This window comes from Acidovorax delafieldii (assembly GCF_007993815.1).
In the GTDB taxonomy this organism is placed as follows: domain Bacteria; phylum Pseudomonadota; class Gammaproteobacteria; order Burkholderiales; family Burkholderiaceae_C; genus Acidovorax; species Acidovorax delafieldii.
This window is the reverse complement of record NZ_VJWE01000011.1, coordinates 347383-369668: the sequence shown is the minus strand read 5'-3', so window position 1 is coordinate 369668 and position 22286 is coordinate 347383. Positions and strand designations below refer to the sequence as shown.

Sequence of the window (22286 nt, the reverse complement as noted above, 5' to 3'; positions counted from 1 at the left end):
TAGCTATTAATAAGATAGCAATTGCATCGCCAGGTCAGCTTCGGCGGTGCTACTGCACAGAGTCCTTCCGCTCCGGGCATCCCCGTCTCTTCGCGACGCCTGGGCTAGCAAACCCGGCCCATGTTGACCACCACCCAAATTCTTGCCTTTCTGCTCACCGCCGTGATGCTGACCGCCACGCCCGGCCCCGACAACCTCATGGTGCTGAGCGTCGGTATGTCCAAAGGGCGACGCTCTGGCATCGTGTTTGGATTGGGCTGCGCGCTGGGCTGCCTTAGCCACACTGTGCTGGCGGTCGTCGGCGTGGGCGCCATCCTGGCCGCATCGCCCCTGGCCTTCACCGCGCTGAAATGGGCGGGCGGTGCGTACCTGATCTGGCTCGGCATCCAGGCCCTGCGCCACGCAGGCGCTGTACGCATTGAGGGAAGCAGCAACAGTCCGGCACCGGTCGATTCGCTGCGCCACACCTTCTCCAAGGGTTTGGTCGCCAACGCGATCAACCCCAAGGTTGTGCTGTTCTTCCTGTCGTTCCTGCCCCAGTTCGTTGATGCGTCGCGCGGCAGCATGGAGTTGCAACTAGGGCTGCTGGGCCTGCTGTTCACTGCGCAGGCGGCTGTGCTGTTTGGCCTCCTCGGCTACTTCTCCGGCAGCGTCGGCGGGTGGATCAACCGCAAGCCGAAGGTGGGCAAATGGCTCGACCGCCTGGCCGGTACCGTGTTCGTCGCGCTGGGTGTTCGGATGATTGCGGTACGTTAGGCACCGAGCGAAGATCTCGCCGTAATACGCTCTGGGCTCTGGCGGGAGCCTAGGGGTGAGGTCACCGAGTGAATGGCGACCCTACACCGCTAGTCCTTCAGTAGGACGATTTGAATTTCTCGATCACGGCTCGCACTGGCTCGGTGATCTCAAAACCCGGGCCGTGGCGTCCAGCCAGTTCCTTGGCCTTCGCGGCGAAGGTGCCGATGCCAGTTCCGTAGATGAACTGCGCGGCCCCTCCCGTCCACGCCGGAAACCCAATCCCAAAAATCGACCCGATGTTCGCGTCATGCACGCTGGTCAGTACGCCCTCGGCCAGACAGCGCGCGGTTTCGATGGCTTGGCGGTAGAGCAAACGGTCCTGGATCTCCTGCACGCTCCATTCCACGCCGGGCTTTTCGAACAGAGGTTTCAGCTCCGGCCACAGGTGCTTCTTGGCGCCTGCGGGGTAGTCGTAAAAGCCGCCACCACCCGCGCGGCCGGGGCGCTTCAGTTCCTTGACCATGCGCTCCACCAGCAGCTCGCCGGGTGTGGCGGTGTAGGTCTGGCCTTCGGCGGCGTAGTCGGCGCGGGTCTGGTCCAGCACGTGCACGCTCAGGGTCAGCGCGGTTTCATCCAGCACGGCCAGCGGGCCCACGGGCAGGCCCGCCTGCATGGCGGCGTTTTCAATGGCGGCGGCGGGGATGCCTTCGCCCAGCATGGCGGCGCCTTCCATCACAAAGGTGCCGAAAGTGCGGCTGGTGTAGAAGCCGCGTGAGTCGTTGACCACGATGGGCACCTTGCCCAGGGCCTGCACGTAGTCGAAGGCGCGGGCCACGGTTTCGTCATCCGTTTGTTTGCCGCGGATGATTTCCACCAGCTTCATCTTGTCCACGGGGCTGAAGAAGTGGATGCCGACAAACTTCTCGGGCTTGCTGCTGGCCGTGGCCAGGCCACTGATGGGCAGGGTGGAGGTGTTGCTGGCAAAGAAGCCGCCGGGCGCGAGTTGCGGCTCGGCTTCTTGTGTGACCTTGGCCTTGAGGTCGCGGCTTTCAAACACGGCTTCGATGATGAGGTCGCAGCCTGTCAGATCGGCCGCGCTGGCGGTGGGCGTGATGCGGTCCAGCAGTGCCTGCTGCGCATCGGCCGTCATGTGGCCCTTGTCCACGCGGGCCTGGGTGAGTTTGGCGCTGTAGGCCTTGCCGGCCTCGGCCTTCTCCGCGCTCACGTCCTTGAGCACGGTAGCGATGCCCCGGCTGGCCTGGGCCCAGGCGATGCCAGCGCCCATCATGCCGGCGCCCAGGATGCCGACCTTTTGGGGTTTGTAGCGTGGTGCCGAGCCCGGGCGCGACTTGCCGCTCTTGATCGCGTTCATGTCGAAGAAGAACGTGTTGATCATGTTGCGCGCCACGGGGCCGGTCATCAGGCGGGCGAGGTAGCGGCTTTCGATGCGCAGGGCGGTGTCGTAGTCCACCATGGCGCCTTCGACCATGGCGGCCAGCGCAGCCTCGGGTGCGGGGTAGCGGCCGCGCGTGGTCTTCTTGAGCATCGCGGGCGCGACGGTGAGGGCGCCTGCAATCTTGGGGTTGGCGGGTGTGCCGCCGGGCATCTTGTAGTTCTTGTCGTCCCACGGCTGCACGGCGTGTGGGTGGGTGGCGATGTGGGCCAGGGCTGCAGGCAGCAGCTGCTCCCGCGTGGCCACCAGCTCGTGCACCAGTTGCAGCTCCAGCGCTTCGGCGGGGTTGAAGAGCTTGCCCTCCAGGATGTAGGGCTGCGCGCCCATCAGGCCCAGCAGGCGCGTCATCTTGGTCACGCCGCTGGCGCCAGGCATCAGGCCCAGCGTGACTTCGGGCAGGCCGAACTGGATCTTGGGGTCGGCCACGGCGATGCGGTAGTGGGCGACCAGCGCCACCTCCCACCCACCGCCCAGCGCTGCGCCATTGAGGCAGGCCACCACGGGGATACCCAGCGTTTCGAGCGTGCGGAAGTGCTTCTTCATGCGCTCGATCTCGCCAAACACGTTGGGCGCATCGGCGGGTGTGAGGCGCATGGTGGCCCTGAGGTCGGCGCCCGCAAAAAAGCTGGTCTTGGCCGATGCGAGCACGATGCCTTTGAGCGCAGTGCCCAGGCGTTCGCGGTCGCCCAGCACCTGGGCGGTGACCTCGCCCAGCTCTTGCTGCCACTGGCGGCACATGGTGTTGACGGGGGAATTGGTTTCGTCAAACGTGATGACGGCGACCTGGCCTTCGGTGCCCTGGGCGGGGATGAGTTCGTAGCGGATGGTTTGCATGTTCTTGTCTCCTTCCCAGTCAATCAGATTCGCTCGACGATGGTGGCAATGCCCATACCGCCGCCCACGCACAGCGTGGCCAGGCCATAGCGCTGGCCCCGGCGGTGCAGCTCGTCAATCAGGGTGCCGAGGATCATGGCGCCCGTGGCGCCCAGCGGGTGGCCCATGGCGATGGCGCCGCCGTTCACGTTGACCTTGTCGTGCGGTACGCCAAGCTCGCGCATGAATCGCATGGGCACGGCGGCAAAGGCCTCGTTCACTTCGAACAGGTCGATCTGGTCGATGGTCATGCCCGCGCGGGCCAGCGCCTTCTTGGCAGCGGGCACGGGGCCGGTGAGCATGATGGTGGGGTCGGCGCCGCTGAGCGCCGTGGCCACGATGCGTGCGCGCGGCGTGAGGCCGTGGGCCTTGGCGGCAGCCTCGTTGCCGATGAGCACGGCGGCGGCGCCGTCCACAATGCCCGACGAGTTGCCCGCGTGGTGAACGTGGTGGATACGCTCCACCTGCGGGTAGCGCTGCAGCGCCACGGCATCAAAGCCCATGCCGCCCAGTTGCTCGAACGATGCCTTGAGCGCACCCAGGCCTTCCAGCGTGGTCTTGGGCTTGATGAATTCGTCTTCCTCCAGGATGGTCTGGCCGATGAAGTCGCGCACGGGCACGACCGAATTCTTGAAGTAGCCCGCTGCGCGCGCGGCGGTGGCGCGGCGCTGCGATTCGAGCGCGAAGGCGTCCACATCGGCACGGGTGTAGCCGTCCAGCGTGGCGATCAGGTCGGCGCCGATGCCCTGGGGCACGAACAGCGTGGCGGAGTTGGTGGCGGGGTCTTGCGCCCAGGCGCCACCGTCGGAGCCAATGGGCACGCGGCTCATGCTTTCCACGCCGCCGGCCACCACCAGGTCCTCCCAGCCGCTGCGCACCTTTTGCGCGGCCAGGTTCACGGCTTCCAGGCCCGAGGCGCAGAAACGGTTGACCTGCACACCCGCGCAGCGAAAGTCCCACCCGGCCTTGAGCGCCGCGACCTTGGGCAGCACCGAGCCCTGTTCGCCCACGGGCGAGACGATGCCCATGACCACGTCGTCCACCGCCGCCGTGTCGAAGCGGTGGCGCGCTTGCAGCTCCGTCAGCAGGCCTGCCAGCAGGTCGATGGGCTTGACCTCGTGCAGGGTGCCGTCCTTCTTGCCCTTGCCGCGCGGGGTGCGCAGCGCATCGAATACATAGGCTTCGGTCATGAATGGTCTCCGGTGGTTTCTCTAAACTTCAAGCGGGTATCGTGGTGAAGCAGCTGGGCTGGCCCACGCCACTACAAGGTGCTTTCTGACGCGGGTGCAGTGGTTTTTGCACTATCTTTCGGCGGTTGGTATCTACATTTCTGGCTATGGAACGAAATACATCCCCTGCATTGCAGCGCATCGCTCGCAGCGCCATCGAATACGACGACACGCGCGAAGGGTTTGCGCTGGAGCACCATGTGGTTCTCGCCGCTTCCAGCGCGCTGGCGGTGGCGGCCTTCATGGCGCCCAGCCGCAGCTCGGCGGCCATTCGCGGCATTGGCGCAGGCTTGCTGCTGATGCGCGCGCTGAGTGGCAGCCAGGGTGTTCGCTCCTGGCTGAATGTCACCGACCGCCGCCCCGGTGCGCCGCTGAGCCCCGAAGAAGCCCGCGCCGCCTGGTACCTGTAGCGGCATTCGGCGTCCACTGCGGCGTGGTGCAGGGCGTCATGCACTGCGTTGTTCATGGCGCGGTGCATGCGGCTATTTGCCCAGGCCCATGGCCCGTGCAATCACTTCTTTCATGATCTCGTTGGTGCCGCCATAAATGCGCTGCACGCGTGCGTCGGCATAGGCGCGGGTGATGGGGTATTCCCACATGTAGCCGTAGCCTCCAAACAGCTGCACGCATTCGTCCATCACCTTGCACTGCAGGTCGGTCGTCCAGTACTTGGCCATGCTGGCGGTTTCGGTGTCGAGCTGATCGCGCACGATCAGCTCACAGCATTTGTCCACGAACACGCGGGCCACCTGCACCTGCGTTTGCAGCTCGGCCAGGGTGTGGCGGGTGTTCTGAAATGACGCCACGCTCTGGCCAAAGACCTTGCGCTGCTTGACGTAGTCCACCGTCCAGTCGATGGCGGCCTGCGCGGCCGCCACGGCGGTGATGGCGATCTGCAGGCGCTCCCACGGCAACTGCTCCATCAGGCAGATAAAGCCGCGCCCTTCCATGGCGGGGCCGCCCAGCAGGTTGTCCACAGGCACCTGCACGTCGTTGAAGAACAGCTCAGACGTGTCCTGCGCCTTCATGCCCATCTTCTTGAGGCGCTGGCCTTTTTCAAAACCGGGCATGCCGCGTTCCACCAATAACAGGCTGGTGCCCTTGGCCCCGGCCGCCGGGTCGGTCTTGGCGACCACGATCACCAGGTCGGCATGCCAGCCGTTGGTGATGAAGGTCTTGCTGCCGTTCAGCACATAGTGTGATCCGTCCGCACTTTTGATGGCCGTGGTCTTGATGCCTTGCAGGTCGCTGCCCGCAGCCGGCTCGCTCATGGCGATGGCACCCACCACGGCGCCGCTGGCCATCTGCGGCAGGTACTTCTGTTTCTGGGCTTCAGTGCCGTAGTGAAGGATGTACGGCGCCACGATCTCGCTGTGCAGACCAAAGCCGATGCCGGTGGTGCCTGCACGCGCCAGCTCTTCCATCTGCGCCACCGAATACAGCTTGTCGGCCCCGGCGCCACCGTATTCCTCGGGCAGGCTCATGCACAGAAAACCGTTGGCGCCCGCCTGGCTCCACACCTCGCGCGCCACATAGCCCTGGTCTTCCCAGGCGGCGTGGTGGGGCGTCACTTCCTTGTCGATGAAGCGGCGAAAGCTGTCGGCAAAGGCCTGGTGGTCGGGCTGGAAGAGGGTGCGTTCGATCATGGTGGGGCAACCAGGTTATTTATGCAAAGTTACTGCTTGGTTAAATTCTGCCACCGACTGAGCCCGGATGCACCCCCTGAAACGCAAAAGCCGCCCGAAGGCGGCTTGAAGGAGGCGGGTCAGGCGCTCATGGCTTGACGTAGTCGGAGACCACCTTCCACTTGCCATCGGTGATCTGCGACAGGCGAGAAAGATCGCTGCCCAGGCGCTTTTGCGGCCCAAAGGTGCCCTCGGCGCTGCCGAACATGTCGGGCGGAATCACCATGGTGTCCATGGCCTTGATGAAGCTGTCGGTGCTCAGGTTGGGACCTGCCTTCTGGGCCGCCTTGATGAAGGCGTCAATGGCGTTGTAGCCGTAGACCGAGAACACGGTGGGGTCTTCGTTGAACTTGGTCTTGTACTTGTTGGCCCAGAAACGGATGGGCTGGCTGGCTTCATCCAGGTAGGGGTGTTGCACCGTCATGGTGGCGTACAGCCCGTCCATGGGCTTGCCGCCCAGCTTGTGGATGAGGTCGGTGTAGGCGGCGCTGGAGCCCAGGAAGGTGGGGTTGAAGCCCGTCTTGCGCGCCTCGCCAATCGTGCCGATGGTCTCGCGGATGATGGTGCCCAGGATCACGAAGTCGCATTCGGACGACTTCATCTTGGCGACCTGTGAAGAGAAGTCGGTGGCGCCGCGCTTGTAAGAGGTCTTCTCGGTGAAGTCCATGCCCATGGACTTGAGTGCCGCCTCGCCCCCGCGCATCACCTCCAGGCCAAATTCATCGTCCTGGTAGATGGTGCAGATCTTCTTGGCGCCCTTTTCCTTGATGAGCTTGGGGGCGGCAAGGCGGATCTGGTCGTAGTAGGTGGCGGCAAACGAATACTTGAGCTTGTGGAAGGGCTCGTACATTTCCCGCGCGGCCGTCACCGGGAAGAAGTTGATCACGTTCTTGCTGAATTGCACGGGCATGGCGGCCAGGTTTTGCGCCGTACCGATGTGCGCCACCATCATGAAGATCTTGTCCTGGTTCACGAGCTTTTGCGCGGCCAGCACGGCTTTCTTGGGGTCGTAGCCCGAGTCCTCCACCTTCAGGTCGAGCTTGCGGCCATTGACGCCGCCTTGCTCGTTGGCCTCGTCCACGCGCAGCATCATGCCCAGCCGCACCTGCTTGCCAAAGCCCGCCAGCGGGCCGGACAGATCCTGGATGGAACCCAGCGTGATGGTGTCCTTGCTCACGCCCTGGCTGGGCTGCGCCTGTGCAGCACCTCCGGCCATGGCCACGATGGCCAGCGCGGCAATGTGATGAAGTTTCATGGCACGTCTCCTTTGGTTGGATCGAACTCGGTTGCTCGTTATAGAACGATGCCCGGGGTGGGGCACCAGCACTTTCCCTATCCTGATGGGCGTGGCCTGTGGTTGCGTGACGTGCGCACCTACCGGTACATCGCCTCAATCTGCGGTGCGTACTTCTGCTGCACCAGCTTGCGCTTGAGCTTCATGGTGGGTGTCAGCTCTTCATCCTCGGCCGTGAGCTGGGTGTCGAGCAGGAAGAACTTCTTGATCTGCTCCACGCGGGCGAACTTGGCATTGACGCGGTCAATCTCGGCCTGGATCAGCTCCTGCACCTCGCGCGTGCGGGTCAGGCTGGCGTAGTTGGAGAACGGCACGTCGTTGTCCTGTGCGTACTTCTCCACGTTCTCCTGGTCGATCATGATGATCACCGTGAGGTAGGGCAGCTTGTCGCCGATGACCACCGCATCGGTGATGTAGGGGCTGAACTTGAGTTCGTTCTCCAGCTCGCTCGGCGTGATGTTCTTGCCGCCCGCCGTGATGATGATGTCCTTCATGCGGTCGGTGATGCGCAGGTAGCCATCAGCGTCGATCAGGCCCACATCGCCCGTGTGCAGCCAACCTTCGGGGTCGATGGTTTCAGCGGTTTTCTCGGGCTGGTTGAGGTAGCCCTTGAACACATTGGGGCCACGCACCAGGATCTCGCCCGTGGCGGGGTCGATGCGCACCTCGTTGTAGCTGGCCGCGGGGCCGATGGAGCCGGGTTTGATGCGGCTGGCCGGCACACCAGTAGAGGCGCCGCAGGTCTCGGTCATGCCCCACACCTCCAGCATGGGAACGCCCAGCGCCAGATACCACTTCACCAGATCGGGCGAAATGGGCGCTGCGCCCGTGACCAGAAAGCGCGCACGGTGGATGCCGATGAGCTTGCGCACATTGTTGAGCGCCAGAAAGCGCGCCAGCATGAACTGCGCCTTCAGCATCCCGCCCACCGGCTGTCCGGCCAGCACCCGATCTGCGATGCGGGTGCCCACGCCAATCGACCAGGCATAGGCCGCCTGCTGCATGCGTGTGGATTCCTTGAGTGCGATCATCACGCCCGAATAGAACTTCTCCCATACCCGCGGCACGGCGGTGAACACCGTGGGCGCGATCTCGCGCACGTTCTCGGGCACGGTGTCGGGGTTCTCCACAAAGTTCAGGCGCGCGCCGGTGTAGAGCGAGAAGTATTCGCCCCCCATGCGCTCGGCGATGTGGCACAGGGGCAGAAAACACATGGTCTCATCCGCCTCGCTGCGCGAGATCAGCGTGTTGTAGCCGCGCACGGTGTAGGTGAGCGCGGCGTGCGTGTGCATGGCACCCTTGGGCTTGCCGGTGGTGCCCGAGGTGTAGACCAGGATGGCCAAGTCTTCGGGTCGGCAGGCCTTGACGCGCTGCATCAGCGCGTCGGGGTGTTGTGCATTCCAGGCCCTGCCCAGCTCGCGCAGGCCCGCAAGGCTCAGCACATCGGGGTCGTTCAGGCTGCGCAGGCCTTCCATGTCGAACACCACCACCTTGCGCAGCAGGGGCAGGCTGCTGCGCACTTCCAGGGCCTTGTCGAGCTGTTCATCGTCTTCCACAAACAGCACGGTGGTGCGGGAGTCTTCGCTCAGGTAGTGCACCTGCGCCGCTGCGTCGGTGGGGTAGATGCCGTTGGCCACGCCGCCGCAGCTCAGCACGGCCAGATCGGCCAGCACCCATTCGATGTTGGTGTTGGACAGGATGGATGCGCATTCGCCAGGCGCAAACCCCAGCGACATCAGGCCGCCCGCAATCTCCCGCACGGCTTCGGCCGTCTGGTCCCAGGTCCAGCTCTTCCAGATGCCCAGCTCCTTCTGGCGCATCCACACGCGCGGGCCGCGCTCGGCCACGGCGTTCCAGAACATGGCGGCGATGGTGTCGCCCGCGAGCACGTCGGTGCCTGCGGGCTGGATGTGATCGAGGTCCCAGAGGTTAGACATTTGCGCTTATCTCCAGGTCTTCTTTTTCTTCCAGCGCCGCTCTCCGCGCACGCCGACATCTTTCATCCCAAGGTAGAACTCCTTGATGTCGTCCTTCTCGCGCAGGCGCTCGCAGCTGTCTTCCATCACGATGCGGCCGTTCTCCAGCACATAGCCGTAGTCCGATGCGTTGAGCGCCATGTTGGCGTTCTGCTCCACCAGCAGGATGGTGGTGCCGCGCTCACGGTTGATGCGCACCACGATCTCGAAGATCTCCTTGGTGAGCTTGGGGGACAGGCCCAGGCTGGGCTCGTCCAGCAGGATGAGCTCGGGGTTGGCCATCAACGCGCGCGAGATCGCCAGCATCTGCTGCTGCCCACCCGAGAGCAAACCAGCATCCTGCGCGGCGCGCTCCTTCAGGATGGGGAAGTAGCCATACACCGTTTCGATGTCGCGGGCCACGGCGTCCGCATCGCTGCGCGTGTAGGCACCCATGAGCAGGTTGTCGCGCACCGAGAGCAGCGCAAACACCTCGCGCCCCTCGGGCACATGCATGAGGCCCCGGCGCACGATGGCCGCCGGATCGTTGGCGGTGATGTCGGCACCCTGGAATTCGATGGAGCCCTTGCGGGGGTCGATGATGCCGCTGATGGTTTTGAGGATCGTCGTCTTGCCCGCGCCGTTGCTGCCCAGCACGGCGGCGATCTCGCCGCGCCGCACCTGCAGGCTCACGCCGCGGATGGCCTTGATGGGGCCGTAGGCGCTCTCCACGTTCTGCAGGCGCAGCAGGGGTTGGTCAGCGGCTGCAGCAACTGGTGTGCTGGTGGCGGCAAGTACGGCGCTCATGCCCGAACCCCCAGGTTGGAACCCGCCGGGCGGCGCAGGTTGCTCACATCGTCGATGGTGCCCAGGTACGCTTCGATCACCCCGGGGTGCGACTGCACCTCGCGCGGCGTGCCCATGGCAACGACCTCGCCCTGGTTCATGGCCAGCACGCGGTCGGACACCTTGGAGACCAGCGACATGTCGTGCTCCACCATCAGCACGGTGATGCCCAGCTCGTGCTGGATGTCCTGGATCCAGAAGGCCATGTCGTCAGTCTCCTCCACGTTCAGGCCCGACGAGGGCTCGTCGAGCAGCAGCAACTGCGGCTCGGTGCACAGCGCGCGGGCCAGCTCCACCACCTTGCGCACGCCGTAGGGCAGGCCGGCGACCATGGTGTCGCGGTAGTGCTGCAAGTCGAGAAAATCGATGACCTGCTCGGCCTTCTCCCGGGCCTGAATTTCCCCTTCGCGCACCTTGTGCGTGAAGAACATCTCGGCCCACAGGCTGCTGTGCTGTCGGGTGTGGCGGCCGATCAGCAGGTTGTGCAGCACACTCGCGTACTCGAAGAGTTCGATGTTCTGGAAGGTGCGTGCAATGCCCAGGCCTGCTACCTTGTGCGGCGGCTGGTCGGTCAGTGGCAGCAGGGACCCGCCCGGGCCCGCGTAGGCGATGGTGCCGGTGGTGGGCGTGTAGATGCGGCTGATGAGGTTGAACACCGTCGTCTTGCCCGCGCCGTTGGGGCCGATGAGGGTGAACACCTCGCCGCGCCGCACGTCAAAGCTCACGTTGTTGACCGCCAGCACGCCGCCGAAGCGGACGCTGAGGTTCTGCGCCGAAAGCAGCACGTCTTGGTTCATAGTGGTCGCCGCGCTCATTTCAAGCGATCCGATTTCTGGAACGACTTCTGCCGCTTGAACAAGCCCTTGCGGTAGAACGGGAACATCTGCAGCCAGGTGCGCACCTTGAGCCAGCGGCCATACAGCCCCATGGGCTCGAACAGCACAAACGCGATCAGCACGACGCCGTACACCACCGCCTGCAGGCCGGGTGACTGGCCGATGGAGTCCGGCAGCCAGTCCTTGCCCAGGGAGATGAGCTGTGGCATGGAGATCAGGAAAATTGCGCCCAGAAAGGCGCCATGCACCGAGCCCAGCCCGCCGATCACGATCATCAGCAGCAGGTCGATGGACTGCAGGATGTTGAACTGGTCGGGCGAGATGAACTGCAGCTTGTGCGCGTACAACGCACCGCCGACGCCTGCCAGTGCGGCCGATATGGAGAACGACAGCGTCTTGTAGCGCGCGAGGTGGATGCCCATGCTCTGTGCGGAGATCTCTGAATCACGGATGGCGACAAACGCGCGGCCCGTGGGCGAGCGCAGCAGGTTCAGGATGGCCAGCGTGCTGACCACCGCAATCACGAGGCACAGAAAGTAGAACGACTCCGTGGTCTCGAACGAGTAGCCCGCGATTTGTGGCGGTACCAGGTGCTTGCCGGAGTTGCCGCCGGTCACCGACTCCCAGCGCGCAAAAACTTCTTCCACAATGAACCCGAACGACAGCGTGGCCATGCCGAGGTAGATGCCCTTGACGCGCAATGCGGGCAGGCCCACCACCACGCCCACAGCGGCCGACAGCCCCGCCGCGCAGGCCAGAGACAGCGCAAACGGCCAGCCCATTTCCGTGAGCACGGCCTGCGTATACGCCCCCACGCCCAGAAACGCTGCGTGCCCCAGCGAGAACAAGCCGGTGAAGCCCGCCAGCAGCATCAGCCCCAGGCCCACGATGGCGTAGATGAGCACAAAGGTGAGCTGCGCCAGCCAATACTCCGGCGCCACCCAGGGCGCGGCGACCAGCGCCAGGCACAGCAGGCTGTACCAGAACACATGCCCGCCATGCTTGGCGAGGCGAATGTCTTGCTCGTACGAGGTCTTGAAGAGAAAGCGCATGGGTCAGACTTTCTTTCTCAGCTTCTCGCCGAACAGTCCGTTGGGTTTGACCATCAGCATGATCAGCACCACGATGTACGCGGCCGTGTCCTTGAACCCATCGGGCAGATAGAAGCCCGAGAGCGATTCGACGATGCCGATCACCAGTCCGCCGACGATGGCGCCCGGCAGGCTGCCAAAGCCGCCCACCACAGCGGCCGGAAATGCCTTGAGGCCGATCAGCCCCATGTTGGCGTGCACAAAGGTAATGGGCGCCAGCAGCAGGCCTGCCACCGCCGCCACAGCGGCGGCAAGGCCCCAGGCCAGGCCGTTGAGCCGCTGCACCGGAATGCCCATGTAGTAGGCGGCCAGCTGGTTCTGCGATGACGCCTGCATGGCGATGCCCAGCTTGCTGTAGCGGAACATGGCAAACAGCAGCACGCACAACACGCCCGTGGCGCCGATCACCACCAGCTGCTCGGCGTTGAGCACCAGCGCACCGAGGCGAAACGACAGGTCCTTGTAGGGCACGGGCAGCGTGTGAGTTTCCGTGCCGATGTTGGGGATCATGGTCACCAGCCCACGCAGCACGTAGCCGATGCCGATGGTGAGCATGACGATGGAGAACGCGGGCTGGCCCAGGATGGGGCGGATCACTGCACGCTCTAGCACCGTGCCAAACAGCCCCATGGCCAGGATGCTGGCGAGCACCGCCACCCAGAAGGGAAAGCCCAGCACGGTCATGAGCGCTAGGCCACAGAAAGCGCCGAGCATCATGAGTTCGCCCTGGGCAAAGCTCACGGTCTCCGTGGCTTTGTAGATAAGCACGAACCCGAGCGCGATCAGCCCGTAGATGCACCCCTGCGAGACACCGCTGATCAACAGTTGCACAAATTGCACACTGGCTCTCCAGAATAAGTGATACGCAAAGCGGGTAAATGCGGGGTGGATGCCTCGTGGGCATGGGATGGCCGCATCGTCGCTTGCGCAGGTCCTGCAGAATATTTATACAAAGCGATTGCTTTGTATAAATAATGGTGCACGCGTGCTGTGCATACCGCACTCGGGGCTAACCCTGATGGGGTGGGCGAGCGGGTAGCGGCGGATATTGACGCAGCGCTGCACCCTGCGCAATAGGAGTAACGTCGGGTGGGTGAACAGGTTCTGAGCACCGGACCACAGGAGAGCCGCATGTCCGTAGAGGTTGAAACGCAAGGCGGTGTCACGCTGGTGACATTGCGCCGGCCTGATGTGCGCAACGCGGTGGACGCCCACACCGCCCGCGCGCTGCATGCGGCCTTTCTGGCCTTTGAGCGCGATGAAAGCGCCAATGTGGCGGTGTTCCAGGGCGCTGGCGGGCATTTTTGTGCGGGCTGGGATCTGCAGTCGGGCGCGCGTCTGCTGGCCGCCGGCGTCACGCCCGAGGCGCTGGCAGAGACGCTGGACTTCACGGCCGATGCGGTCCACCCACCTGGGCCCATGGGGCCGAGTCGCCTGCATCTGTCCAAGCCGGTGATTGCGGCGATCGAAGGTGCCGCTGTGGCCGGCGGCATGGAGCTGGCACTGTGGTGCGACCTGCGCGTGATGGCGGAGGACGCCTACATGGGCGTGTTCTGCCGCCGTTTTGGCGTGCCGCTGATCGATGGCGGCACCGTGCGCCTGCCGCGCCTTGTCGGGCTGTCGCACGCGCTCGACCTGATCCTGACCGGGCGCAAGGTGGAGTCTGCCGAAGCCCTGCGCATGGGGCTGTGCAACCGCGTGGTGCCTGCCGGGCAGGCACTGGAGGCAGCCCTGGCCCTGGCACATCAGTTGGCCGCCTTCCCGCAGGCCACCCTGCGTGCAGACCGCGCCAGCGCGCTGGCCGCCGAGGGCTTGCCTTTGCAGCAGGCCTTGCTGCAGGAGTGGGCGGGTGGCCGCGAATGCCTGGCCGACGCGCTGCGTGGCGCCTCGCGGTTTGCGGCTGGGCAGGGACGCCACGGACAGTTTTAAGTCAAAATGCCTCCAGGTGCTGGTGTATCAAGCGCCAGCAGCTATAAAAACAGGAGTCATCGGACCGGTGGGCGCAGCGCGCTGCAGGTCCGCACACAGCACACCATGAGCAAAACCATTTCCCCCCAGCCACAGGCTTTTGAGCCCGAGTTCATCGCCGGGCTCAAGTCCATCTTTGAAGAAAAGATCGTGTTCAACCAGGTCCTGGGGCTCAAGGTCACCGCCCTGGCGCCTGACGGCGTGGTGGGACGCATCGACATGAAGCCCGACCTGGTGGGTCACTACGCCTACAACCGCATCCACGGTGGCGTGATCAGTGCGGGGCTCGACGCCATGGGCGGCCTGGCCGTGATGGCTGCGATTGGCGCCAAGCACCTGGACGAGCCGCCCGAGCAGCGCCTGCACCGCTTTGCCAAGCTGGGCACCATCGACCTGCGCATCGACTACCTGCGCCCGGGCATTGGCAGCCACTTTGAGCTGCGCGCGCAGGTGTTGCGGCTGGGCTCGCGTGTCGCCACGACACGCATGGAGTTTCTGGGGCCGGACGGGCAGATCATGTCGGCGGGGGCTGCGGCGTACATCGTTTCTTGATCCGGGCGTGCTGCCGTGCGCGGGATGTGTGATCCCGCAAGCCTTGCAAGCGCATGCTACGAGAGAACCGTTTGGTTACCGTTCTTGCGTAACGAAGGCATCTTTCCAGGGGCACGAAACCTACGATGACTCTCTTTTCAAGGAGATCTGATGGCCGTGCAAAACCCTTTCTTTGGCAAGCGTGAACCCGAGTCGTTCCAACCCCGCAGCAGCACCACCTCAGGCTCCGTATTGGGCGGCACGGCGGCCAGCAGCGCCGCATCTGCGCAGCCGGTGCCTGCTCCGGCTGCCCCCAAGTCGGCCAGTGCCAGCGACAGCTCGGGCAGCAAGCTCACGGTGGGCCCGAACATCAAGCTCAAGGGCGTAGAGATCACCGACTGCGACACGCTCGTGGTCGAAGGCACGGTCGAGGCCACGATGGATTCGCGCGTGATCCAGATCTCGGAGCACGGCGCCTTCAAGGGCTCGGCTGAAATCGACATTGCCGAGATCCACGGCGAGTTCAACGGCACGCTCACCGTGCGGCAAAAGCTGGTGATCTACAGCACCGGCAAGGTCAACGGCAAGATCCGCTACGGCAAGCTGGTGGTGGAAGAGGGTGGACAGCTGGCGGGAGAGATCGAGGCCGGTTTTTCCGCATCGTCGTCCAGCAGCACACAGCGGGCAGCAGCCCCCTTGAGGGCTGAGCCAGCCGCGCTGGCAGCCTGACCTGCACTCACAGCCGCGCCCCGATAGGCGCGGTCAGTCCGTTCGATTCCGTTCGGCGGCTCACGCAGGCGCGTTGTGCTTGGGCACCGGGCGCGGCCTGCCCTGGTGGTCGATGGCCACATAGGTCAGGCGCGCCTCCGTCACTTTAACATACTGCCCCTGGGCAGAAAAACGCTCGGCATACACCTCCACCTCCACGGTGACCGAGGTGTTGCCCACGCGCGTGATGGCCGAGAAGAACGACAGGATATCGCCCACGCGTACGGGCTGTTTGAAGATGAATTCATTGACCGCCACCGTGGCCATGCGGCCCTGGATGTAGCGCGCGGGCAGCACGGAGCCCGCCAGGTCGACCTGCGCCATCACCCATCCGCCAAATATGTCGCCATTGCCGTTGGTGTCGGCGGGCATGGGGATGACCTTGAGCACCAGCTCTTTGTCGGTGGGCAATGCGGCGGGTGGTGGGCTGAAAACGGCAGACATGGGCACAATCTCGGTTGGGGCTGAGCCAATCCTTGGGGAAACCGGTGGTTTCACAAGGCCTCGCGCCCTGAAAAAGCCACCTGGGCAGCAGCCAGGTCGGGAAAAACAACAACCGGAATTGTCCCTCATGCGCCACCACGGCGAAACCTCCCCCCCTGCCGCCGCCAACGCGCCCGGTGCCACCGTCAGTGGCACGGCCGCCAGTCCCGCACCGGTCCAGTCGGACTGGGCCACCCTGCACCGATTGCTGCCCTACCTGTGGCAATACAAATGGCGCGTGATAGCCGCCATCGTCTTCATGGTGGGCGCCAAGTTCGCCAACGTGGGCGTGCCCATCCTGCTCAAGACGCTGGTCGATGCCATGAGCCTGAAGCCGGGCGACCCCGCCGCGCTGCTGGTGGTGCCGGTGGGGCTGCTGGTGGCCTACGGCGCGCTGCGGCTGTCCACCTCGCTGTTCACCGAGCTGCGCGAGCTGGTGTTTGCCAAGGCCACGCAGGGCGCAGCGCGCTCGATTGCGCTGCAGACCTTTGAGCACCTGCACGCCCTGAGCCTGCGGTTTCACCTGGAGCGCCAGACGGGTGGCATGACGCGTGACATCGAGCGCGGTGTGCGCGGCATCGAGTCGCTGATCTCGTTCACGCTGTTCAACGTGGTCGCCACCCTGGTCGAGGTGGTGCTGGTGCTCTCGGTGCTGGCCATCAAGTTCGACGCCTGGTTTGCGTGGATCACGCTGGCGGCGCTGGCGCTGTACATCCTCTTCACGGTGCTGGTGACCGAGTGGCGCACCCAGTTCCGCCGCGAGGCCAATGAGTTCGACTCGGCCGCGCATTCCAAGGCCGTGGATTCGCTGCTCAACTACGAGACGGTGAAGTACTTCAACAACGAAGGCTTCGAGGCCCGCCGCTATGACGAAAGCCTGGAGCGCCTGCGCCGCGCGCGGCTGAAAAGCCAGACCACGCTGTCGCTGCTCAACACCGGCCAGCAGCTCATCATTGCCGTGGGCCTGGTGGCCATGCTCTGGCGCGCAACGCAGGGCGTGGTCGATGGCCGCATGACGCTGGGCGACCTGGTCATGGTCAATGCCTTCATGATCCAGCTGTACATCCCGCTCAACTTCCTGGGCGTGATCTACCGCGAGATCAAGCAAAGCCTCACCGACTTGGACAAGATGTTCACGCTGATGGACAAGGAGCGCGAGGTGGCTGACGCCCCGGGCGCCCAGTCGCTGGCGGGGCTGGATCAGCCCACCGTGCGTTTCGAGGACGTGGTGTTTGCCTATGACGCCAAGGGCGGGCGCACCATCCTGCAAGGCATCAGTTTCGAGATCCCGGCGGGCAAGACGGTGGCGGTGGTGGGGCCCTCGGGCTCGGGCAAGAGCACGCTGGCGCGGCTGCTGTTCCGCTTCTACGACATCCAGCAGGGGCGCATCACCATTGCGGGGCAGGAGATCCGCAGCGTGACGCAGGCCAGCGTGCGCCAGGCCATTGGCATCGTGCCGCAGGACACCGTGCTGTTCAACGACACCGTGGCCTACAACATCGCCTATGGCCGCCCTGGCGCCACGCAGGACGAGATCGAATCCGCCGCCCGCGCCGCGCGCATCCACGACTTCATCGCCAGCACACCCAAGGGCTACGCCACCATGGTCGGCGAGCGGGGGCTCAAGCTTTCGGGCGGTGAAAAGCAGCGCGTGGCGATTGCCCGCACCTTGCTCAAGAACCCGCCCATCCTGATCTTTGACGAGGCCACCAGCGCGCTGGACTCCGCCAACGAGCGCGCCATCCAGGCCGAGCTGCAGGGCGTGGCGCAGAACAAGACCACGCTGGTGATTGCCCATCGCCTGTCCACGGTGGTGGACGCGCACGAGATCCTGGTCATGGACGCGGGCCGCATCATCGAGCGCGGCACGCACGCGCAGCTGCTGGCCCTCGGTGGCCGCTACGCCAGCATGTGGTCGCTCCAGCAAAGCGATGCTGCCGCCTGAGCGGCATCCCTCTCTCTTTTATTTGTTTCGCGATTTTTGATCCATGAAGCCCGTCCTTCTTGCCCTCATGTTTTTGTCTGAAGAGCACATCGCGCAGATGGCCCAGACCTTTGAAGTGATCTACGCCCCTGATGCACCGCAGGCCGCCACCGCCATCGCGCAGCACGGCAGCCGCGTGCGTGTGGTGCTCACCATCGGTGCGGTGGGCCTGAGCCCGGCGCAGATCGATGCGCTGCCCGCGCTCACACCCATCTGCGCACTGGGCGCAGGCTACGAGAACGTGGCGGTGGCCCATGCCAAGGCGCGCGGCATTGTGGTGGCCACCGGTGCAGGCACCAACGACGACTGCGTGGCCGACCACACCTGGGGCCTGCTGATCGCGGCGCAGCGCCGCATCCTGCCGCTGGACAAGGCCACCCGCGCCGGCATCTGGCGCACGGCCTTGCCGCTGCCGCCCAACGTGTCGCACAAGCGGCTGGGCATCATCGGCCTGGGGACCATCGGCAAGAAGATTGCCCAGCGCGCGCTGGGCTTCGAGATCGAGGTGGGCTACCACAACCGCAGTGCACGCACCGATGTGCCTTACCGCTACTTTGCCGATGTCACCGCGCTGGCCGAATGGGCGGACTTCCTCGTGGTCGCCACGCCGGGCGGTGCGGGCACCAGGCACCTGGTCAACGCAGACGTGCTGAAGGCGCTCGGCGCGCGGGGCGTGGTGGTCAACATCGCACGCGGCAGTGTGATCGACACCACCGCCCTGGCCGCAGCGCTGCGCGACGGCCGCATTGCCGCCGCAGGGCTGGATGTGTACGAGAGCGAGCCCGCCCCTCCGGCCGAGCTGCTGGACCTGGACAACGTGGTACTCACGCCCCATGTGGCAGGCTGGTCGCCCGAAGCCGTGCAGGCCTCGGTGGACCGGTTCATGGAGAACGCCCGGCGCCATCTGGCAGGTGAGGCGCCGGTCACGCCGGTGTGACCGGTTTGGGGTTGTACAGGTCGATAGCGCTAGTGGAATATGCGCTGTTAGCTATTGAATCAGGAGCAATGGAATGTCTGTCGATCTGACGGCGCTGCAGACCCGGTTGCGCGCGTTTGCGGCGGAGCGGCAGTGGCAGCCGTTCCACACCCCCAAGAACCTGGCGATGGCGCTGATGGTCGAGGCGGCCGAGATGGCCGAGATCTTCCAGTGGATGACGCCGGAACAGTCGCTCGCCGTGCGTGAGGACCCGGCGCTGAAGGAGCCCATTGCCGATGAGGTGGCCGACGTGCTGCTGTACCTGCTGCAGCTCGCGGACCATGCGGGCGTGGACCTGGCGGAGGCCGTGGAGCACAAGCTGCGCAAAAACGCGGTCAAGCACCCAGTTCCTGATGGTTTGAAGTGAAAGTGGCTGGTAGCGCTAGTGCAATATGCCTTTGATGCTATCAAATAGATAGTGAAATCGCGGGCGCGTCCCCAGCTGTCGCTTTCGCGCACGCCCAGCAAAAAGCCCCGCCATGGCGGGGCTTTGGCAAACACCGGGCGATTGCTCGCACCGGTGACGGACGGGCCCACTCAAGGGTCACTTCTTGCGTGCAGCAATGGCCTTCTCGGCAGAGCCCACGAGGTCGGCGCCGATCTGGCCCTTCCACTTTTCGTACACGGGGCGCGTGGCCTTCACGAACGCGTCGCGCTCGGCGGCGGACAGCTGCGTGACGGTCACGCCGTTGGCGGCGATTTCCTTGAGCAGGGGCTTGTCGGCCTCGACCATGCCCTTGCGGGCGATGGCGATTTCTTCCTTGCCAGCGTCGATGGCGGCCTGCTTCACGATCTCTCGGTCCGCAGGGGTCCACGAAGCCCAGATGTCCTTGTTCACCACGAACACCAGCGGGTCGTTCACGTAGCCCCACATGGTGATGTGCTTCTGCGCCACGGTATGCAGCTTGGCGGCCTGGTACACGGCGATGGGGTTCTCCTGGCCGTCCACCGCGCCGCTGGCAAAGGCGGGCTGTGCGTCGGCCCAGCTCATTTGTGTGGGGTTGGCGCCCAGCGCGGTGAAGGTGTCCAGGAACAGGGGCGAGCCCACCACACGGATCTTCAGCCCCTTGAGGTCGGCGGGGCTCTTGATGGCCAGCTTGGAGTTGGAGATTTCGCGGTAGCCGTTCTCACCCCAGGCGAGCGGCACGACACCTGCCTTCTCCAGCGTGGTGAAGATCTGCTTGCCCACGTCGCCTTGCGTCACTGCATCGACCGCAGCGTAGTCGGGGAACAGGAAGGGCAGCGAGAAAAGGTTGAGCTGCTTGACCTGGGGCGACCAGTTGATGGTGGAGCCCACGGCCATGTCGATCACGCCCTGGCGCAGGGCACTGAACTCGCGCGTCTGGTCGCCCTGGATCAGCGACACGCCGGGGTAGAGCTTGATGTTGATGCGGCCCTGGGTGCGCTCGCGCACCTTGTTGGCCCACAGCTCGCCGCCCTTGCCCCAGGGAAAGGCCGTGCCCAGCACCAGCGACATGCGGTACTCGCTCTTGTACGCGGTCTGCGCGATGGCGGCAGGGGCGGTGAACGCCAGGGCGGCGGCAGCGGCCACGGCGGAAGTGAGGAAGGTGCGCAGTTTCATTGTTTCAGTCTCCTGGTTAGAAATTCGTCGGCAAGGGGTCAGTAGCCCAGTTTGGCGGGCAGCCACAGGGCCAGTTGCGGGAAGGCGATCACGGCCACCATCACAAGGAACATGGCGAACAGCATCCAGCCCACCCAGCGCACGGTCGATTCCATGCGCACACCGGCAATGCGGCAAGACACCATCAGGTTCACGGCCAGTGGAGGGGTGAACTGGCCCAGAGCGACCTTCAGGGTCAGAATGACGCCGAACCAGACGGGGTCCCATTTGTAGTGCTGCATGATGGGCAGCAGCAGCGGCACAAAGATCAGGAAGATCGAGATGCCGTCAAGGAACATGCCCACCGTGATCAGCAGCACGATGAGCAGTGCCAGCACGCCGTATTCGCCCAGGCCCGAGTTCACGATGGCGTTGGCCACCGGGTCGATCACGCCCAGCGTGGACAGCGAGTAGGCAAAGATGCCCGCGAGCGAGACCACGATGAGGATCACCGCCGACAGCTCCCCCGATTCGCGCAAGATGGGGAACAGGTCGCGCACAGAAATCGTGCGGTGGATCACCATGCCCACGAACAGGCCGTAGAACACCGCGACCACGGCGGCTTCCGTCGGCGTGAACCAACCGGCACGCATGCCGCCCAGGATCAGCACTGGCGCGGCCAGGCCCCAGGTGGCCTCGCGCAGGCTCTTCCAGAATGGGGGGCGGGGCATGGTGGCTTCGAGCGCGCCCATCTTGTGCTTGCGCGCCATCCACACGGCGGGCACGATCAGCGCCACGCCCGCCAGGATGCCCGGGATCATGCCGGCCGCAAACAGCGCGGGCACCGAGGCGCCGGGCACGAGCACCGAGTAGATGATGAACGCGACCGAGGGCGGGATCAGGATGTCCGTGGCCGCAGCAGCCCCCACCACGCTGGCCGAGAACGAGGGCGGGTAGCCCGCGCGCGACATGGCCGCGATCATCACCCCGCCCACAGCAGCGGCATTGGCCGGGCCCGAGCCCGAGATGCCGCCCAGGAACATGGCCACCGCAATGGCCACCAGCGGCAGCATGCCCGGTCCACGCCCGACGATGGCCACGGCAAAGTTCACGAGGCGCAGCGCCACGCCCGAGCGGTCGAAGATGGAGCCGACCAGCACGAACATCGGGATGGCCAGCAGCGGGTATTTGCCCAGCCCGGCGTAGAAGTTCTGCGGCACGGCCAGCAGGCCGAACCACTGGCTGTCGGCGTTGGCCAGCGCGATGGCGGCGGCACCGGCCAGGCCCAGCGCGGCGCCAATCGGCACGCCCACAAACATCAGGCCCAGAAAGGCCACAAACAGCAGCGTGGCGATCATGGTTGCGCATCCTTGTGCGCCGGGGCGGCATCGCTGACTGTCCCGCGGCTGCGGCGGATGAACAGCCCGATGGCGCGTGCCGTGATGAGCGCGGAGAACACAGGCAGCCAGATCGAATACCACCACTGCGGCACGCCGATGCCGGGGGAGGTTTCGCCAAAGCTGTAGTCGTCCCACACCACGCGCACGCTCAGGACGGCGATGACGCCAAACAGCAGGGCCACGGTGGCCGCGCCCAGCATGGACAGGCGCTTGCTGCGCAGGGCAGAGCCGCCCTCGGCAAAGTACTCGATGCGGATGTGCTGGTCACGTGCCACGGCGGCTGAGCCTGCGATGAGCGCCAGCGCGATCATCAGGAACACCGAGATTTCTTCGGTCCAGGCGAACGAGGAGTTGGTGAAGTAACGCACCAGCACGTTGGCAAAGGTGATGAGTGCGAGGGCCGCCATGACGATGACGGTGAGCCAGTCTTCAAGGCGCAGCGAGCGGGGCTCGGCCTCGGGACTCGCGGCGCCGGGCAGTGCGTCGGTCGCAGGCCCTTGGGGGGAGGAGGAGGACATGGGGCAGGGGAAGGAGGAGAACGAACACGGGAGCATGCGGGTCGCCCTGCCCGGCAGTGTTGTGCACCAGGGGCCTCGACGCGGAGCGCTGTAGGCG

21 protein-coding genes are annotated in these 22286 nt (G+C 65.0%); 8 read left to right on the top strand and 13 right to left on the bottom strand.

Annotated features, from left to right (window positions below; all coding sequences use genetic code 11):
* Nucleotides 1-120: 120 nt before the first annotated feature.
* Complete coding sequence (locus tag ATF69_RS04390; protein ID WP_146870001.1) at nucleotides 121-756, top strand: LysE family translocator; 636 nt, start codon at nucleotides 121-123, stop codon at nucleotides 754-756.
* Between the two features lie 97 nt (nucleotides 757-853).
* Here the strand turns inward: ATF69_RS04390 and ATF69_RS04385 are convergent, their stop codons facing one another.
* Together ATF69_RS04385 and ATF69_RS04380 are read right to left on the bottom strand one after the other, a co-directional pair.
* Entirely contained in the window at nucleotides 854-3025 is a 2172-nt protein-coding gene (locus tag ATF69_RS04385; protein WP_146870000.1) for a 3-hydroxyacyl-CoA dehydrogenase NAD-binding domain-containing protein, read from the bottom strand.
* 23 nt (nucleotides 3026-3048) lie between these two features.
* The gene (locus ATF69_RS04380) at nucleotides 3049-4254 is read right to left on the bottom strand and encodes an acetyl-CoA C-acetyltransferase (protein ID WP_146869999.1); all 1206 of its coding nucleotides are present in this window, start codon (nucleotides 4252-4254) and stop codon (nucleotides 3049-3051) included.
* 146 nt (nucleotides 4255-4400) lie between these two features.
* On the opposite strand from ATF69_RS04380, the gene ATF69_RS04375 reads away from it, so the two are divergent.
* Nucleotides 4401-4703, top strand: a complete 303-nt coding sequence (locus ATF69_RS04375) for a hypothetical protein (protein WP_225581100.1) — start codon at nucleotides 4401-4403, stop codon at nucleotides 4701-4703.
* A gap of 72 nt (nucleotides 4704-4775) precedes the next feature.
* Here the strand turns inward: ATF69_RS04375 and ATF69_RS04370 are convergent, their stop codons facing one another.
* The 7 genes from ATF69_RS04370 to ATF69_RS04340 all read right to left on the bottom strand — a co-directional run bounded on the left by ATF69_RS04370 (nucleotide 4776) and on the right by ATF69_RS04340 (nucleotide 12840).
* Complete coding sequence (locus ATF69_RS04370) at nucleotides 4776-5939, bottom strand: acyl-CoA dehydrogenase family protein (RefSeq protein ID WP_146869998.1); 1164 nt, start codon at nucleotides 5937-5939, stop codon at nucleotides 4776-4778.
* 127 nt (nucleotides 5940-6066) lie between these two features.
* Nucleotides 6067-7233, bottom strand: a complete 1167-nt coding sequence (locus ATF69_RS04365) for an ABC transporter substrate-binding protein (RefSeq protein ID WP_057229165.1) — start codon at nucleotides 7231-7233, stop codon at nucleotides 6067-6069.
* Nucleotides 7234-7352: 119 nt separating this feature from the next.
* Entirely contained in the window at nucleotides 7353-9209 is a 1857-nt protein-coding gene (locus tag ATF69_RS04360) for an AMP-dependent synthetase/ligase (RefSeq protein WP_146869997.1), read from the bottom strand.
* A gap of 6 nt (nucleotides 9210-9215) precedes the next feature.
* A complete protein-coding gene (locus tag ATF69_RS04355; RefSeq protein WP_116748900.1) occupies nucleotides 9216-10034 on the bottom strand; it encodes an ABC transporter ATP-binding protein in 819 nt (272 codons plus the stop codon).
* Nucleotides 10031-10870, bottom strand: a complete 840-nt coding sequence (locus ATF69_RS04350; protein ID WP_146869996.1) for an ABC transporter ATP-binding protein — start codon at nucleotides 10868-10870, stop codon at nucleotides 10031-10033. The genes ATF69_RS04355 and ATF69_RS04350 overlap by 4 nt, the downstream gene beginning before the upstream one ends.
* A 14-nt stretch (nucleotides 10871-10884) precedes the next feature.
* Entirely contained in the window at nucleotides 10885-11961 is a 1077-nt protein-coding gene (locus ATF69_RS04345; protein ID WP_146869995.1) for a branched-chain amino acid ABC transporter permease, read from the bottom strand.
* Between the two features lie 3 nt (nucleotides 11962-11964).
* Nucleotides 11965-12840 (bottom strand): branched-chain amino acid ABC transporter permease, encoded by an 876-nt coding sequence (locus ATF69_RS04340; protein WP_146869994.1) that lies wholly within the window; start codon nucleotides 12838-12840, stop codon nucleotides 11965-11967.
* Between the two features lie 291 nt (nucleotides 12841-13131).
* On the opposite strand from ATF69_RS04340, the gene ATF69_RS04335 reads away from it, so the two are divergent.
* The 3 genes from ATF69_RS04335 to ATF69_RS04325 all read left to right on the top strand — a co-directional run bounded on the left by ATF69_RS04335 (nucleotide 13132) and on the right by ATF69_RS04325 (nucleotide 15228).
* Complete coding sequence (locus ATF69_RS04335; protein WP_146869993.1) at nucleotides 13132-13929, top strand: crotonase/enoyl-CoA hydratase family protein; 798 nt, start codon at nucleotides 13132-13134, stop codon at nucleotides 13927-13929.
* Between the two features lie 105 nt (nucleotides 13930-14034).
* The gene (locus ATF69_RS04330; RefSeq protein ID WP_056059361.1) at nucleotides 14035-14520 is read left to right on the top strand and encodes a thioesterase family protein; all 486 of its coding nucleotides are present in this window, start codon (nucleotides 14035-14037) and stop codon (nucleotides 14518-14520) included.
* Nucleotides 14521-14670: 150 nt separating this feature from the next.
* A complete protein-coding gene (locus tag ATF69_RS04325; protein WP_146869992.1) occupies nucleotides 14671-15228 on the top strand; it encodes a bactofilin family protein in 558 nt (185 codons plus the stop codon).
* A 60-nt stretch (nucleotides 15229-15288) separates the two neighbouring features.
* On the opposite strand, the gene ATF69_RS04320 is transcribed toward ATF69_RS04325, so the two are convergent.
* Complete coding sequence (locus ATF69_RS04320) at nucleotides 15289-15711, bottom strand: acyl-CoA thioesterase (RefSeq protein ID WP_015012492.1); 423 nt, start codon at nucleotides 15709-15711, stop codon at nucleotides 15289-15291.
* Between the two features lie 127 nt (nucleotides 15712-15838).
* Here ATF69_RS04320 and ATF69_RS04315 point away from each other — a divergent pair, with 127 nt between their 5' ends.
* The 3 genes from ATF69_RS04315 (at nucleotide 15839) to ATF69_RS04305 (ending at nucleotide 19077) form a co-directional block, all read left to right on the top strand.
* Nucleotides 15839-17695, top strand: coding sequence for an ABCB family ABC transporter ATP-binding protein/permease (locus ATF69_RS04315; RefSeq protein ID WP_146869991.1), 1857 nt, complete (start codon nucleotides 15839-15841; stop codon nucleotides 17693-17695).
* A gap of 43 nt (nucleotides 17696-17738) precedes the next feature.
* Nucleotides 17739-18671 (top strand): 2-hydroxyacid dehydrogenase, encoded by a 933-nt coding sequence (locus tag ATF69_RS04310; RefSeq protein WP_146869990.1) that lies wholly within the window; start codon nucleotides 17739-17741, stop codon nucleotides 18669-18671.
* A 73-nt stretch (nucleotides 18672-18744) separates the two neighbouring features.
* Nucleotides 18745-19077 (top strand): nucleotide pyrophosphohydrolase, encoded by a 333-nt coding sequence (locus ATF69_RS04305; RefSeq protein ID WP_146869989.1) that lies wholly within the window; start codon nucleotides 18745-18747, stop codon nucleotides 19075-19077.
* Nucleotides 19078-19254: 177 nt separating this feature from the next.
* On the opposite strand, the gene ATF69_RS04300 is transcribed toward ATF69_RS04305, so the two are convergent.
* The 3 genes from ATF69_RS04300 to ATF69_RS04290 are packed head-to-tail and all read right to left on the bottom strand — an operon-like array spanning nucleotide 19255 to nucleotide 22189.
* Nucleotides 19255-20292, bottom strand: coding sequence for a DctP family TRAP transporter solute-binding subunit (locus tag ATF69_RS04300; RefSeq protein WP_099731254.1), 1038 nt, complete (start codon nucleotides 20290-20292; stop codon nucleotides 19255-19257).
* 38 nt (nucleotides 20293-20330) lie between these two features.
* Complete coding sequence (locus ATF69_RS04295; RefSeq protein WP_056745317.1) at nucleotides 20331-21629, bottom strand: TRAP transporter large permease; 1299 nt, start codon at nucleotides 21627-21629, stop codon at nucleotides 20331-20333.
* Nucleotides 21626-22189: a TRAP transporter small permease gene (locus ATF69_RS04290; RefSeq protein WP_056745316.1), complete on the bottom strand. Its 564-nt coding sequence runs from the start codon at nucleotides 22187-22189 to the stop codon at nucleotides 21626-21628. The genes ATF69_RS04295 and ATF69_RS04290 overlap by 4 nt, the downstream gene beginning before the upstream one ends.
* Nucleotides 22190-22286: the final 97 nt, after the last annotated feature.

Excerpts from the sequence above, each read along its gene's own strand:
- ATF69_RS04345 (WP_146869995.1), bottom strand. The coding sequence starts at position 11,961 with ATGCGCTTTCTCTTCAAGACCTCGTACGAGCAAGACATTCGCCTCGCC.
- ATF69_RS04315 (WP_146869991.1), top strand. The coding sequence starts at position 15,839 with ATGCGCCACCACGGCGAAACCTCCCCCCCTGCCGCCGCCAACGCGCCC.
- ATF69_RS04360 (WP_146869997.1), bottom strand. The coding sequence starts at position 9,209 with ATGTCTAACCTCTGGGACCTCGATCACATCCAGCCCGCAGGCACCGAC.
- ATF69_RS04310 (WP_146869990.1), top strand. The coding sequence starts at position 17,739 with ATGAAGCCCGTCCTTCTTGCCCTCATGTTTTTGTCTGAAGAGCACATC.
- ATF69_RS04330 (WP_056059361.1), top strand. The coding sequence starts at position 14,035 with ATGAGCAAAACCATTTCCCCCCAGCCACAGGCTTTTGAGCCCGAGTTC.
- ATF69_RS04295 (WP_056745317.1), bottom strand. The coding sequence starts at position 21,629 with ATGATCGCCACGCTGCTGTTTGTGGCCTTTCTGGGCCTGATGTTTGTG.
- ATF69_RS04370 (WP_146869998.1), bottom strand. The coding sequence starts at position 5,939 with ATGATCGAACGCACCCTCTTCCAGCCCGACCACCAGGCCTTTGCCGAC.
- ATF69_RS04375 (WP_225581100.1), top strand. The coding sequence starts at position 4,401 with ATGGAACGAAATACATCCCCTGCATTGCAGCGCATCGCTCGCAGCGCC.
- ATF69_RS04300 (WP_099731254.1), bottom strand. The coding sequence starts at position 20,292 with ATGAAACTGCGCACCTTCCTCACTTCCGCCGTGGCCGCTGCCGCCGCC.
- ATF69_RS04325 (WP_146869992.1), top strand. The coding sequence starts at position 14,671 with ATGGCCGTGCAAAACCCTTTCTTTGGCAAGCGTGAACCCGAGTCGTTC.
- ATF69_RS04320 (WP_015012492.1), bottom strand. The coding sequence starts at position 15,711 with ATGTCTGCCGTTTTCAGCCCACCACCCGCCGCATTGCCCACCGACAAA.
- ATF69_RS04385 (WP_146870000.1), bottom strand. The coding sequence starts at position 3,025 with ATGCAAACCATCCGCTACGAACTCATCCCCGCCCAGGGCACCGAAGGC.
- ATF69_RS04380 (WP_146869999.1), bottom strand. The coding sequence starts at position 4,254 with ATGACCGAAGCCTATGTATTCGATGCGCTGCGCACCCCGCGCGGCAAG.
- ATF69_RS04350 (WP_146869996.1), bottom strand. The coding sequence starts at position 10,870 with ATGAACCAAGACGTGCTGCTTTCGGCGCAGAACCTCAGCGTCCGCTTC.
- ATF69_RS04355 (WP_116748900.1), bottom strand. The coding sequence starts at position 10,034 with ATGAGCGCCGTACTTGCCGCCACCAGCACACCAGTTGCTGCAGCCGCT.
- ATF69_RS04365 (WP_057229165.1), bottom strand. The coding sequence starts at position 7,233 with ATGAAACTTCATCACATTGCCGCGCTGGCCATCGTGGCCATGGCCGGA.
- ATF69_RS04335 (WP_146869993.1), top strand. The coding sequence starts at position 13,132 with ATGTCCGTAGAGGTTGAAACGCAAGGCGGTGTCACGCTGGTGACATTG.
- ATF69_RS04390 (WP_146870001.1), top strand. The coding sequence starts at position 121 with ATGTTGACCACCACCCAAATTCTTGCCTTTCTGCTCACCGCCGTGATG.
- ATF69_RS04290 (WP_056745316.1), bottom strand. The coding sequence starts at position 22,189 with ATGTCCTCCTCCTCCCCCCAAGGGCCTGCGACCGACGCACTGCCCGGC.
- ATF69_RS04305 (WP_146869989.1), top strand. The coding sequence starts at position 18,745 with ATGTCTGTCGATCTGACGGCGCTGCAGACCCGGTTGCGCGCGTTTGCG.